The sequence below is a fragment of the Pseudomonas sp. Sample_14 genome (genome assembly GCF_004307515.1).
In the GTDB taxonomy this organism is placed as follows: domain Bacteria; phylum Pseudomonadota; class Gammaproteobacteria; order Pseudomonadales; family Pseudomonadaceae; genus Aquipseudomonas; species Aquipseudomonas atacamensis.
This window is the reverse complement of record NZ_RCOC01000026.1, coordinates 339-13,043: the sequence shown is the minus strand read 5'-3', so window position 1 is coordinate 13,043 and position 12,705 is coordinate 339. Positions and strand designations below refer to the sequence as shown.

Genomic DNA, 12,705 nt, shown 5'->3' with positions numbered 1-12,705 from the left:
TGGGCTGAGTGTAGTCACTGAATCGCCGGGGGGCTGACGGATCGGCAGGATCGTTCAATCCTGCCGATCATCCGTCAAAAGATGTAATCGGTGGTCAGGAAACTCGAATCACGCCCGCGAATGATCTCGCTGATCAGGTCCTTGTTGCTCTCTTGGAACTTGGTCGACACCAGCGTCCGAATCGAAAACACTCGCAATGCATCGTGAACCGAGAGCGTGCCTTCGGCGGAGTTTTTGCGACCGTTGAACGGGTAAGTGTCCGGGCCGCGCTGGCACTGGGCGTTGAGGTTGATCCGCCCGACCTGGTTGGCGAAAGTGTCGACCAGCCGGCCGACCGCCACCGGGTTGGTGCCGAAGATGCTCAACTGCTGGCCGAAGTCGGATTCCAGTACGTAGTCGATCACGGTATCGAGGTGGCGGTACGGCACGATGGGCACGACCGGGCCGAACTGTTCTTCCTGATACACGCGCATTTGCGGATTCACCGGATAGAGCACTGCCGGGTAGAAGAACGAGGCATGGGACTCGCCTCCATTCTGGTTGACCACCTGGGCGCCTTTGCTTTGCGCATCCGCGACCAGACCATGCAGATAATCGACCTTGCCCGACTCCGGCAACGGCGTCAGCGCCACGCCGCTGTCCCACGGCATGCCCGGTTTGAGCGTGGCCAGTCTGGCGTTGAATTTCTCGATGAAGCTGTCGACCACGTCTTCATGCACGAAGAGGATTTTCAGTGCGGTGCAGCGCTGACCGTTGAACGACAGCGAACCGGTGACCGCTTCGCTGACGGCGTTGTCGAGATCGACTTCGGGCAAAACGATGCCCGGGTTCTTGGCGTCCAGACCCAGAGCCGCGCGCAAGCGGTGTGGTTTCGGGTGCAGCTTTTTCAGGTCACTGGCAGCCTTGTTGGTGCCGATGAAGGCAAAGATGTCGATCTTGCCGCTGGCCATCAAAGCGCTGACGGTCTCGCGGCCGCTGCCGTAGATGACGTTGATCACGCCGCTCGGGAAGCTGTCGCGGAAGGCTTCGAGCAACGGGCGAATCAGCAGCACGCCGAGCTTGGCCGGTTTGAAGACCACGGTGTTGCCCATGATCAGTGCCGGAATCAGCGTGGTGAAGGTTTCGTTCAGCGGATAGTTGTAAGGCCCCATGCACAAGGCGACGCCGAGCGGCACGCGGCGAATCTGACCGAGGGTGTCCTGCTCCAGCTCAAAGCGGCTGGAACGGCGGTCGAGTTCTTTCAGGGCATTGATGGTGTCGACGATGTAATCGCAGGTGCGGTCGAACTCTTTTTCCGAGTCCTTGAGATTCTTGCCGATCTCCCACATCAGCAGCTTGACCACGGCCTCGCGCTGCTCGCGCATGCGGCCGAGGAATGCTTCGACGTGCTGGATGCGCTCGGCCACGCGCATGGTCGGCCACAGGCCCTGACCTCGGTCGTAAGCGCGAACGGCAGCGTCGAGGGCGGTGAGGGCGGTGTCGGCATCCAGCAGCGGCGTGCTGCCGAGGATCACCTGTTCTTCGCCGTTTTCGCTTTTCAGATAAACCGGGCTGCGCACCTGCGCGAGCGGGCCGTCCCAGCGGCGCAATTGACCATCGACCAGGTATTCACGCTGCTCGACCTGAGCGTCGAGGCGATATTTTTCCGGGATGTCGCTGACCGAAGGGAACAGGTTGCCAAGGATGTTTGCTGTGGTCATGTCACTACCCTGTGTTGAAGTCGGCGTGCCGATTGAAAGTCTTGTGAAGGTTATACGCCTGAATGGGCCGGGATTTAACCCTGTGAATGTCATGCGAATGTCACGCACCCGTGCAACCACAGTCCACCCTGTGGGAGCGAGCTTGCTCGCGAAGGCGGCGGCACATCCAACATCCTCATGTCCTGACACAGCGCTTTCGCGAGCAGGCTCGCTCCCACGGTCGATCTTTTAAATCAGTCAGTCTGTCTTCGGTAATGAAGCTTTTATGACAAAAGTTCGGTAGCCCTTTGCCAGTCCGGTCATGCCTGTGTAACGCGCTTGAGGGGCCTTTCGGGGCGCACTTTGCGAGTCGGGGCGGGACGCCGGGAGTGAGGCAATGGGGACTATGGAACGTTATTCGAAAGTGGGCATGCAGGAGCTCGATCAACGCCTGTCGAAGATCGTCGAAGCCGCGCGCAAGAAGCCGGTTTCGGTGTATCGCTACGGCGCGCCGTGGGTCTGGATCGTCTCGCAGGAGGACTGGCAGGGCGCTCTGAAAGAAGTGTCCAGCTACATTCCGCCGGGCCATTCGCTGGTGTTGCTGCGCCCGCAGATTGACGATTTGCTCGACGCCCACCAGGACCTGCTGCGCGACCTCAATGCCGCACCCGGCATGCTCATTCCCGCGCAGACGGTGATGCACGTCCTGCTCCTGCAATTGCTGTATTCGGTGCCCAGCGAACAGCAGCTCTATGAACAACTGAACTACAACCTGCTGTTCCGCTGGTTCGTCGGCCTTGGCCTGAACCAGAAGGTCTGGAGTTTCACCGCCCTCAGCCGTGACATCGCCACGCTGCTCAACGAGCCGCGCGCGGTGCTGCTGATTCAGAAAATCATCGGCGAAGTGTTCTGTGGTGCCTTGCTGCAAATGCCCGAGTTCTCGCTGAACTTTGCGCTGTTGCACACCTGGCTGGGCAAGCACGCCTGCGCCACAACGATCAGCAATTGACGCAGCACACCGGGCGCTAACGCCTACAGGTCATCGCGAATTTCAGGGGGTAATGTGGAACGGATTTTCACGTCACGGCTGGCGCTGTGGGGCTGGCTGCTGGTGACGGCGGGCGCGCAGCCGGCGCTGGCCGAGGAGGGCACAGAAGCGCCCGCCGCGCAGCGACTGGTCGACGTCAACGAATACTTCGTGCGCGGCAATACCGTGCTCGATGCCCGGGCGATCGAAGAAGCGGTCTACCCGTTCCTCGGCCCGCAGAAAGCCTTGAGCGATATCGAAGGCGCCCGCGATGCGTTGCAGAAGGCCTATCAGGAACGCGGCTATCAATCGGTGTTTGTCGAGCTGCCCGAGCAGGCCGTGGCCGATGGCATCGTCTATCTGCAAGTCAGCGAAACCAAGGTCGGCCGGGTGCGCGTGGTCGGCGCCAAACACTATTCGCCGCTGGATATCCGCGACAACGTCCCGGCGCTGAAAGAAGGCGAGGTGCCGGACTTTGCCAAAGTCCAGGGCGAACTGGCGCAGCTCAACAAGACCCCCGGTCGCCAGGTCATGCCGCTGGTGCGCGAAGGTCAGCGCCCCGGCACCATGGATGTCGACTTGCAGGTCGAAGACCAGAACCCGTGGACGGCCAGCGTCGGCCTCAATAACGACTACAGCGCCGACACCGAAAAGCTGCGCAGCGTCACCAGTCTCGGTTACAACAACCTCTGGCAGCTCGGCCACAGCGTCAACCTGACGTTCTTCACCGCGCCGCAGGAAACCGACAACGCCAAGGTCTGGTCCGGGTCCTACACCGCACCGCTGAGCGAGCGCTGGAGCGTGCAGTTCTCCGGTTACCAGTCCGACAGCAACGTCGCCACCATCGGCGGCAGCAACGTGCTCGGCAAGGGTCATTCTTACGGCGTCGCGGCGATTTACACGCTGCCCTCGAGCGGTAACTGGTCGAACTCGCTGTCCGCCGGCATCGACTTCAAGGACTTCGACGAGCGCCTGAGCCTGTCCGGCGAAAGCGACAAGGTACCGCTGAAATACGCGCCGTTCACCTTCGCCTACAACGGCTTTCGCTACAGCGAAAAGAGCCAGCTCGGCCTCGGCCTGAGTCTGGTGGCCGCCACGCGCAGCGTGTTCGGCTACGGCAGCGACGACGAAGACTTCGACTACAAACGTTATCGCGCCAAACCGAGTTTCGCCGTGCTCAAGGGCGACACCAACTTCACCTGGACTTTCGACAGCGACTGGCAGAGCGCAAGTAAAGCCGCATTCCAACTCGCCTCGGGGCCGCTGGTTTCCAACGAACAATTCTCCGCCGGTGGCGCCACCTCGGTGCGCGGCTATCTCGCGGCCGAGCGCACCGCCGATGACGGTTACCTGCTCAGCCAGGAATTGCGCACACCGTCGCTGGCGAAATTCGCCGGCACGTGGATGCAGGACTGGCGCTTCTATGCCTTCGCCGAAGGCGCGCAGTTGTACTTGCGCGACGAACTGCCGGATCAGGACGCCAATTACGCCCTGGCCAGCGTCGGCCTCGGCACCCGCGCCAGCCTCAGTAAATGGCTGTCCGGCAGCCTCGACTGGGGCTACCCGCTACTCGAAGGGCCGAACACCTCAAAGCAGGAATCGCGCCTGCACTTCAACCTCCAAGCCACTTTCTAACGGAGCACGTCCATGCAACGCCTCTTCCTTTCGTTGTTGATCTGCCTGGGCTTCGTGCTCCCGGCCACGGCTCAGGCCTGGTGGCAGGACGACTGGCATTACCGCAAACAGATCGCCGTCGACACCACCCCGCAAGGCGCGGCGATCAATCAGGCCCTCGGCCGCACCGCGCTGCTGGTGCGCCTGCACACCGGCAACTTCACCTTCGACGGCGTGAAAGAGGACGGCTCCGATCTGCGCTTCGTCGCGGCGGATGACAAAACCGTGCTCAACCACCAGATCGAAAGTTTCGATGCGCTGATGGGGATGGCGCTGATCTGGGTCGATGTGCCGAATGTCGAGGGTGGTCAGCGTCAGGACATCTGGATGTATTACGGCAACCAGAAAGCCCCGGCTACCGGCAACGGGCAACTCACTTTCGATCCGAATTACACCGCGCTGTATCACTTCGACGGTGCCACCGGCACCCCGGCGAAAGACACCACGGCGTACGGCAACACCGCGCAAAGCGCGACCGGCACAGCGATCGATGGCGTCGTCGGGCGCGCCTTGCAGTTCAGCGGCCAGCCGTTGTTGCTGCCGGCCAGTCCGTCGCTGCAACACAATGCCGGCAGCGCGTTCACCTTCAGTGCCTGGCTGCGTCTGGATCAGGCCAGCGGCGAACAAGTGATACTGGCGCGTCGCGAAGGCACGCAAAGTCTGCTGATCGGCGTCAGCCAAGGCCTGCCGTTCGTGGAAATCGACGGCCAGCGCGCCGCCGCCACGCAAGCTCTGGCTCCGGCGCAATGGCAACACGTTGCGCTGACCGCCGAGGGTTCGAAAGTCACCCTGTACATCAACGGTCGCGAAAGCGCTGCGTTGGCTCAGGCGATGCCGGCGTTCAACTCGGTCATGGCCATCGGTGCCGATCTGCAGGAAGGCGCGTTCCAGCCATTCGCTGGCGCTATTGATGAGCTGCGCCTGTCGAAAGTCGCCCGTCCGGCCGCGCTGTTGCTGGCCGATGCCACCTCGCAAGGCGCCGAGTCGAAACTGGTCGCTTACGGCGTCGATGAAGAGCAGTCCGGCTTCGGTTTCGGCAGCCTTGGCTTCTTGCTCAACGCGGTGCCGATCGACGCCTGGGTGATTATCGCCGTGCTGGTGCTGATGATGTTCCAGTCGTGGATCATCATGTTGCGCAAGAACCGCAGCCTCAGCCGCGTGACTGCGGCCAACGAAGACTTCCGCGTGCAATTCGCCAAGGTCGGCACGCGTCTGGAGATGTTCGCCGACGACGCGCAACTGGCTCAGCGTCTGCAGCATTCGTCGCTGTGGCGCCTGTACCTGGTGGCGGTCAAAGAGATCCGTACCCGTCGTGAGCAGGGCGCCGATACCTCCTCGGTTTCAGCGGCGACCATCGAAGCCATCCGCTGCTCGATGGATGGCGTGCGCACCCGCGAGAACCAGCAGCTGAGTTCGAAACTTTCGACCCTGTCCAACGCCATCGCCGGCGGTCCGTATATCGGCCTGCTCGGCACGGTGCTGGGGATCATGGTGGTGTTCCTCGGCACGGCAATGGCCGGCGACGTCAACATCAACGCCATCGCGCCGGGTATGGCCGCCGCGCTGTTGGCCACGGCGATGGGCCTGTTCGTCGCGATCCCGGCGCTGTTCGGCTACAACCGCCTGATCACCCGCAACAAGGAAGTCAGCGCCGACATGCGTGTGTTCGTCGACGAGTTCATCACTCGTCTGGCGGAGATGCATGGCGAGAGCCAGTTCAGTGAGGCGTCGCACCAGCGCGGCCATCACGCCAACCACTCCGTACCGGCCTGAGGAGCACTGCCATGGCGTCCGTAAATGCCTCCCACGACGATGATGACGATGCCGCCGTCGACAGCATCAACATCACTCCGCTGGTCGATGTGCTGATGGTGGTGCTGGTGATGTTCATCCTCACCGCCACCGCGCAGGTCTCCGGGATTCAGATCAACCTGCCCAAGGCCAGCGCGTCGGTGTCGCTGTCGGAAGCCAAGACCAAGGCGATCTCGGTCAACGACGGCGGCCAGGTGTTCCTCGATGCCTATCCGGTGACCCTGGCCGAGCTGGAAGAACGCCTGCGCATCGAGAAAGCGCAGAGCCCGGATTTCCCGGTGATCGTGCGCGGCGATGCGACGGTGCAGTACCAGAAAGTCATCGAAGTGCTGGACCTGCTGCGTCGGCTCGAATTGTCCCAGGTCGGTCTCGTCACCGGCAAACCGAGTCAGGGCTGAGTCATGACCGCACAACTCCCGATCGAACCGCCGCCCGTGAAAAAGTCGCCGTTACGCTATGTGAAGTGGGGCGCCGGACTACTGGTCGCCGCGCTCGCCGCGTGGTTCTTCTGGCAGTGGGCCAACGACATGGCCGGCGTGCGCCGCGAAGCGCCGAAAGTGCCGACGATCATTCCGTTGCCGCCACCGCCACCACCGCCGCCGGAAAAACCGCCAGAGCCGCAAACGCCGGTGGAAGAAAAAGTCGTCGAGCCCAAGCCAACGCCGGAGCCGGAGGAGGTCAAGCCTGAAGAAGAGGCGCCGCCATCGCCGGCGGACGATCTGGCCAACCCGATGCAAATGGACGGCGACGCGCAGGCCGGCAGCGACGCTTTCAACATCGGCGCGGGCAAGGGCGGCGGCATGGCCGGTGCTGGCGGCGGGCGTTTGGGCACGGGCACGTACAGCCAGTTTCTCGCGTTCACTTTCCAGCGTTTGCTGCGCGAGAACCCCGAGCTGCGCAACCTCGCATTCTCGCTGCAGGCCGACGTCTGGCTGAGCAGCGTCGGCGAGATCACCCGCGTCGAGCTGATCAAGTCCAGCGGCAAACCGCAAATCGATACCCAGGTGCTGGCCGCTTTACGCGGTGCGCCAGCCCTCAGCGAACGGCCTCCGGCCTCCATCACTTTGCCCGTGCGCCTGTCCCTGCAAGGGCGGCGTCCGGGTTAATTCACTTATTCAAGCTTCGGCAAAAGGAGTTGTGTGCAGATGATTTCCAACGTGAATCGATTGTCCCTGGCGGTCGGCATGGTCATTGCGACCCTGGTCGGCCAGGCCGTGGCAGCGCCTGCGCCGTCGGAGAACGCCACGATCAATCTGATCCGCTTGCTGGTCGAGCAGGGCATTCTCAAACAGGACAAGGCCGACGCGCTGATCGCCCAGGCGCAGAACGAAGCGGCGCAGGCCAAACAGGCTGCCGCGTCCACCGCAGTCGCGGCCGGACCGGTCGCCGCGCCGGGCGATGTGCGTGTGCAGTACGTGCCGGCAGCGGTGCGCGACCAGATCCGCGATCAGGTCAAAGCCGAGGTCATGGCCACCGCCAAACAGGAAAACTGGGCAGCGCCGAATACCTTTCCGGACTGGGCCTCGCGCATCAGCTTCGACGGCGACATTCGTCTGCGTGACGAATCGCGGTACTACTCGGGCAACAACAGCAACGAAATCGTCGACTTCGCCAAGCTCAACAACAATGGCCCGTACGACGTAAATCCCAACAGCAGCACCAGCCTGCCGCCGTTGCTCAACACCCGCGAAGACCGCGAAAACCTTTTTCGCCTGCGCGCACGTCTGGGCATGAAAGCAGTGATTTCGGAGGAATGGACCGCCGGCATTCGCATCGGCACCGGTTCGGACAACAACCCGGTATCGACCACGCAGAACCTCGGCGGCGGCTTTGCCAAGAAGGACATCTGGCTCGATCAGGGCTACCTGACCTGGAAGCCAATGGACGAATTGACCCTGACCGGCGGGCGCTTCGCCAATCCGTTCATGTCCACCGACATGCTCTATTCCAACGACCTGAATTTCGATGGTGTGGCGGCGATTTTCGATCACAAGCTCAACCGCGATTGGGGCGTGTTCGGCACCGTCGGCGCGTTCCCGGTGGACTACACCAACGACACTTCCAGCAGTAACGGTTTCGACAAGGAAGAGAGCGACAACAAATGGCTGTACGGCGCGCAGCTCGGCGCGAAATGGGCGATCAACAGCAACAACCGCCTCAAAGGTGCGCTGGCCTATTACCGCTTCGACGACATACAGGGTCAGCGCTCCAGCCCCTGCGAACCGTGGGCCGGCGCGCCGGGCTGCGACAGCGACGGTACTCGTGCGGCGTTCATGCAGAAGGGCAACAGCGTGTTCCTGCTGCGTGACATCACGCCGAACCCGCTCAACCCGAGCGCCACGCCGCAGCCGCAATTCGTCGGGCTTGCGTCCGAGTTCAACCTGCTCGATCTCAACGTCGTGTGGGACGCCGACCTGCCGCAGGACTTCAAACTGCGCAGCCAGGGCAATTACATCCACAACCTCAGCTACGACGAAGGCGACATGCGCAAGCGCTCCGCCGGGCAGATCGTCAACAACCTCGACAGCAACGGCGAGATCGAAAGCGGCGCCAATGCATGGATGGTGCAGTTCACCCTCGGCAACGCGCTGGACCTCAAGCGCAAGGGCGACTGGAACCTGTTCGCCGGCTACAAGTACATCCAGCCGGACGCCTTGCCGGACGGCTTCAACGACTCGTCGTTCCACCTCGGCGGCACCAACGCCAAGGGCTATTTCATGGGCGGCAATTACGGCCTGGCGAAGAACGTTTCCGCCACGGGTCGCTGGATGAGCACCGAAGCGGTGTACGGCGCGCCGTTCGACATCGACGTCTTGCAGCTTGAGATCAACACGCGCTTCTAAGGCGCCGGGAGAGCTTTATGAACACGCGTTTTCTCGCGCTGGGCCTGGGTTTGTTGATTGCCACCGGGGCGAACGGCGAAGGCATGGAAGAACGCTTGCGCACGCAACTGCGCAGCACCACCCAACAATTGCAGGCCCTGCAAAGCCAACAGGCCCAGGCCAGCGCCGCGCAACTGGCGGCGCAGAACGAAGCCATGGCAGCGCAAGCGCAGATCAAGCAGCTGACTGCCGAACTGGCCAAAGCCAAAGGCCTCGCCGAGCAACTGGCCGGGCAGCAACAGAGCCTGCACAGCCAGGCGCAGGCGCAAGTCGCAGCCAGTGCCGAGCAGACCGGCAAGTTCAAAAAAGCCTATGACGAATTGCTGGTCCTCGCTCGCGGCAAAGAAGCCGAACGCGCGAAGCTGCAAGCGCAGCTGGCGGAACGTGACACACAAGTGCAGCAATGTTCAGCCAAGAATCAGCAAATGTACGGCGTCGCCAAACAGATCCTCACAGCCTACGAAAACATCGATGTCGCCGAGGTGATGAAAATCCGCCAGCCCTTCGCCGGCAGCGCCCGGGTCAAGTTCGATGAGCTGGCGCAAGGCTTCGGCGACGAGCTGTACAAAACCCAATTCGACGCGCCGCAAGCCGCGATCGCTCACTGATAACAAGGAAGAAAGTCATGACTCAATTGCTCACCCACGTTTCCCCGCAATCGCTGACCGACGTCCTCCAGGCCGCTGGTTATCGCGTCAACCAGAGTGAACAGAACGGCATCGTCCAGTTGCTCAGCGCCAGTCAGGGCATCGGCTACGCCGTGCGTTTCGGCAACCCGGCGCTGGAGCAGGGCAACTTTGTTGATTTCACCTTCAGCTGTGCCCTGCGCGTGCAGGGTGAGTTGCCTGAGGGAGTCGCAGAGCAGTGGAATGCTACTCGACGTTTTGCACGGTTGTCGTTGCAGGGCGAGTTTCTGGTCATGGAGATGGACGTGGTCGTGGCTGCTGGCGTGAGCAACGAGCACCTGCGCGGCAATTTGGAATTGTGGGATCGCCTGTTGCAGGAATTCATCGTTTACCTGCGCGACTTCAGTCAGGCCACTGGTATGCAAACCGCCAAATCAGCTATCGCAGAACAAGAGGAAGTCGCGCTGTGAAAAAGCCTGCCATGGTGATCGGCGCCGGAGCGCTGGCGTTGTTGGTGGTGGCCGTGGCGCTGGTGCTGCGGCCGGGCAGTGACCCGGTCGCCGCTCAGCAGCCGTCGCCGGTGATGCCGGTTGCAGTCGGGCCAGCGGTCGCGCGGTTGGGCAATCAGCAGGTTTCGCCAGAGGAATTGCAGGCGCTGCTGGCCACTGTCCCGGCGCAAACCCGCGAGCAATTGCGCGGCAACCGTGAGGCGCTTGAGCGCTGGATTCGTACGCGGCTGGCGGAAAAAGCCGTGCTGGAACAGGCCGATGCGCAGGGCTGGGCGCAGCGCCCCGACGTCGCCCGGCAGACTCGCGCGGCGACTGAGCAGATCGTGTTCCGTGATTATTTGCGCTCGGTGAGTCAGGTGCCGGCGGAGTATCCGAGCGCGGCTGAGTTGCAGCAGGCGTATGACGGGGGGAAGGCCAACTGGCAGACGCCGGCGCTGTACCGGGTCAGTCAGATTTTCCTTGCTGTCAATGATTCCGCTTCGTTGGAAACCGTGCGCAAACAAGCCGCTGAATTGAGTAAGAAGGCGCAGTCAGCTCCGGCCGATTTTGCGGCGCTCGCTACGCAATATTCGCAGGATCGAGTGACGGCAGAGCGGGGCGGTGACACCGGCCTGCAACCGTTGCAACAGCTGGTGCCGGAAGTGCGCAGCGCCGTGGCGCGGCTCAAGGTGGGCGCCGTGTCTGATCCGGTGCAAAGCGCCGCCGGTTTCCACGTGATCAAACTCACCGAACAACAACCGGCCCGCACCGCGACGCTGGAGGAACTGCGCGACCAACTGACCCAGGCCCTGCGCGCTCAACGCCAGGAACAGATCGCCCAGGCTTATCTGGACGGCATGCTCAACACTGCCACCCTCAGCATCGACGGCGCTGAACTGAACAAAATCCTCGAGGAAAAACACTGACGTCAGCCAAACACCAATCACCCCTGTGGGAGCGAGCCTGCTCGCGAATGCGGTGGGTCAGTCAGCGAAGATGTTGAATGTGCCAACGCTTTCGCGAGCAGGCTCGCTCCCACAATGAGATCCGGTGTATTCAGAGCAACCACATTAGATCGACAGGGAGTCATCAATGTCATTCACCGAACTCGCAGGACGCTCGGGCACCGCTGATTATCAAACGCCCCAAACCATCGCCGAACCCTGGCTAAACCAGGCCGCGACCATCGACAGCGAAGTCGCCCAATACTTCCTCGTCAGCGCCCGCTGCGGTTGCTTCATGCAAGCCGCGCGCAGCCTCAATGTGCGCTCGACGCTGCTGCGCAAACAACTCGCGCAACTCGAACAGCAACTGCAACACAGCCTGTTCAGCTTCCAGGGCAGCGCCCTAACGCTCACCCGCGAAGGCCAACTGTTGCAGGTCCGACTCAGCACCCTGGCCCACCAACGCAAACTCCCGGTCATCGAACAACCGCTGATTCGTCTGGCCATCGCCGAATCCATCCTCCACGACATTCTCGGCCGCGACCTCATCGCATTGCTGCGGCGCAATGCCAGTTTGCGTCTGGAAATTATTGCTCTGGATAGCGAACTGGCCCTGCGTGCGGTCAGCGCCGACATTGTCCTCTGGCTCGCTCCTGGCGATGCTCCAAACCTTGTTCCCACCTTCGCTACCAGCGAACCGCAACACCTCGCGCGAATTGAATATCTGCCGCACATCGCCAAGCGCTATTCGCGGGTGACAGCGCGACCGGAAACGCCGGATGATCTGGCGGACTTCATGCTGGTGCAGTGGCAGCATGATCGGCAGGTTGAGAGCTTTCGGCCTTGGAATGAGTTGGTCGAGCAGCGCTTGGCTGGCGTAGTGCAAATGCAATCTTATGAATTGATGCTGGAGATGATCCGGTGCAGCGCTTGCATCGGATTGCTGCCGGCATACATGAGCCGCTTCGACCGAGGCCTCATCGCACTGCCCGGATTATTCGCCGAGGCGATGCAGCTCCATGCTTGGCTCGCCGTCAACACCGACTCGCAAAACTCTCCCGAAATCCAAGCCCTCATCGACCTCATCCAGCAAACCTTCAACGAACGCCACGAATGGTTCCAGCCTTGACCCGCCCCCCTGTAGGAGTGAGCCTGCTCGCGAAAGCAATCCGCCAGTCGAAGCCACAGTGACTGACAAACCGCTTTCGCGAGCAGGCTCGCTCCCACAGGAATCTTCATTGCTTACGCGTTGATCGTCCCCACGCTCCGCGTGGGAATGCAGCCCGGGACGCTCTGCGTCCCCCCAGAGCTGGAACGCGGAGCGTCCCTTGAGGCATTCCCCACGCAGAGCGTGGGAACGATCATCAACTGCACCCGTAACTGAATAAACCGCATCAACAGTGGGAGTGAGCCTGCTCGCGAAAGCAATCCGCCAGTCGAAGCCAAAGTGACTGACAAACCGCATTCGCGAGCAGGCTCGCTCCCACAAGAATCTTCACTGCTTACGCGTTGATCGTTCCCACGCTCCGCGTGGGAATGCAGCCCGGGACGCTCTGCGTCCCCCCAGAGCTGG

At 61.9% G+C, this 12,705-nt stretch carries 10 protein-coding genes and 1 pseudogene; 10 read left to right on the top strand and 1 reads right to left on the bottom strand.

What is annotated here, in order from left to right; genetic code table 11:
- Positions 1-74: 74 nt before the first annotated feature.
- Complete coding sequence (locus tag D8U61_RS05635; protein ID WP_130926551.1) at positions 75-1,700, bottom strand: NADP-dependent glyceraldehyde-3-phosphate dehydrogenase; 1,626 nt, start codon at positions 1,698-1,700, stop codon at positions 75-77.
- A gap of 652 nt (positions 1,701-2,352) precedes the next feature.
- On the opposite strand from D8U61_RS05635, the pseudogene D8U61_RS28250 reads away from it, so the two are divergent.
- From D8U61_RS28250 to D8U61_RS05580, 10 genes and pseudogenes are all read left to right on the top strand, one after another.
- Positions 2,353-2,523, top strand: a pseudogene (locus D8U61_RS28250) (transposase); the annotation flags it as partial.
- A 219-nt stretch (positions 2,524-2,742) separates the two neighbouring features.
- Positions 2,743-4,341 carry a ShlB/FhaC/HecB family hemolysin secretion/activation protein gene (locus D8U61_RS05620; protein WP_016774602.1) on the top strand — a complete coding sequence of 533 codons (1,599 nt, stop codon included), beginning with the start codon at positions 2,743-2,745 and terminating at the stop codon, positions 4,339-4,341.
- Between the two features lie 12 nt (positions 4,342-4,353).
- Positions 4,354-6,153 carry a MotA/TolQ/ExbB proton channel family protein gene (locus D8U61_RS05615; protein WP_130926549.1) on the top strand — a complete coding sequence of 600 codons (1,800 nt, stop codon included), beginning with the start codon at positions 4,354-4,356 and terminating at the stop codon, positions 6,151-6,153.
- Positions 6,154-6,164: 11 nt separating this feature from the next.
- The gene (locus D8U61_RS05610; protein WP_003201710.1) at positions 6,165-6,590 is read left to right on the top strand and encodes a biopolymer transporter ExbD; all 426 of its coding nucleotides are present in this window, start codon (positions 6,165-6,167) and stop codon (positions 6,588-6,590) included.
- Positions 6,591-6,593: 3 nt separating this feature from the next.
- A complete protein-coding gene (locus tag D8U61_RS05605) occupies positions 6,594-7,298 on the top strand; it encodes an energy transducer TonB (protein ID WP_130926548.1) in 705 nt (234 codons plus the stop codon).
- Between the two features lie 39 nt (positions 7,299-7,337).
- Complete coding sequence (locus tag D8U61_RS05600; RefSeq protein WP_024012852.1) at positions 7,338-9,035, top strand: putative porin; 1,698 nt, start codon at positions 7,338-7,340, stop codon at positions 9,033-9,035.
- Between the two features lie 17 nt (positions 9,036-9,052).
- On the top strand, positions 9,053-9,682 hold the full coding sequence (locus D8U61_RS05595; RefSeq protein WP_125926762.1) for a DNA repair protein: 630 nt from the start codon (positions 9,053-9,055) through the stop codon (positions 9,680-9,682).
- A 17-nt stretch (positions 9,683-9,699) separates the two neighbouring features.
- Positions 9,700-10,170: a YbjN domain-containing protein gene (locus D8U61_RS05590; protein WP_125926761.1), complete on the top strand. Its 471-nt coding sequence runs from the start codon at positions 9,700-9,702 to the stop codon at positions 10,168-10,170.
- Complete coding sequence (locus tag D8U61_RS05585; RefSeq protein ID WP_123442571.1) at positions 10,167-11,114, top strand: peptidylprolyl isomerase; 948 nt, start codon at positions 10,167-10,169, stop codon at positions 11,112-11,114. Before D8U61_RS05590 ends, D8U61_RS05585 begins: the two co-directional genes overlap by 4 nt.
- 166 nt (positions 11,115-11,280) lie before the next feature.
- Positions 11,281-12,261 (top strand): substrate-binding domain-containing protein, encoded by a 981-nt coding sequence (locus D8U61_RS05580; protein WP_130926547.1) that lies wholly within the window; start codon positions 11,281-11,283, stop codon positions 12,259-12,261.
- The last annotated feature ends 444 nt before the right edge of the window (positions 12,262-12,705 follow it).

Bases quoted from the DNA above. Each gene is read 5' to 3' on its own strand.
- D8U61_RS05635 (WP_130926551.1), bottom strand. From the start codon at position 1,700: ATGACCACAGCAAACATCCTTGGCAACCTGTTCCCTTCGGTCAGCGAC.
- D8U61_RS05615 (WP_130926549.1), top strand. From the start codon at position 4,354: ATGCAACGCCTCTTCCTTTCGTTGTTGATCTGCCTGGGCTTCGTGCTC.
- D8U61_RS05610 (WP_003201710.1), top strand. From the start codon at position 6,165: ATGGCGTCCGTAAATGCCTCCCACGACGATGATGACGATGCCGCCGTC.
- D8U61_RS05605 (WP_130926548.1), top strand. From the start codon at position 6,594: ATGACCGCACAACTCCCGATCGAACCGCCGCCCGTGAAAAAGTCGCCG.
- D8U61_RS05600 (WP_024012852.1), top strand. From the start codon at position 7,338: ATGATTTCCAACGTGAATCGATTGTCCCTGGCGGTCGGCATGGTCATT.
- D8U61_RS05595 (WP_125926762.1), top strand. From the start codon at position 9,053: ATGAACACGCGTTTTCTCGCGCTGGGCCTGGGTTTGTTGATTGCCACC.
- D8U61_RS05590 (WP_125926761.1), top strand. From the start codon at position 9,700: ATGACTCAATTGCTCACCCACGTTTCCCCGCAATCGCTGACCGACGTC.
- D8U61_RS05580 (WP_130926547.1), top strand. From the start codon at position 11,281: ATGTCATTCACCGAACTCGCAGGACGCTCGGGCACCGCTGATTATCAA.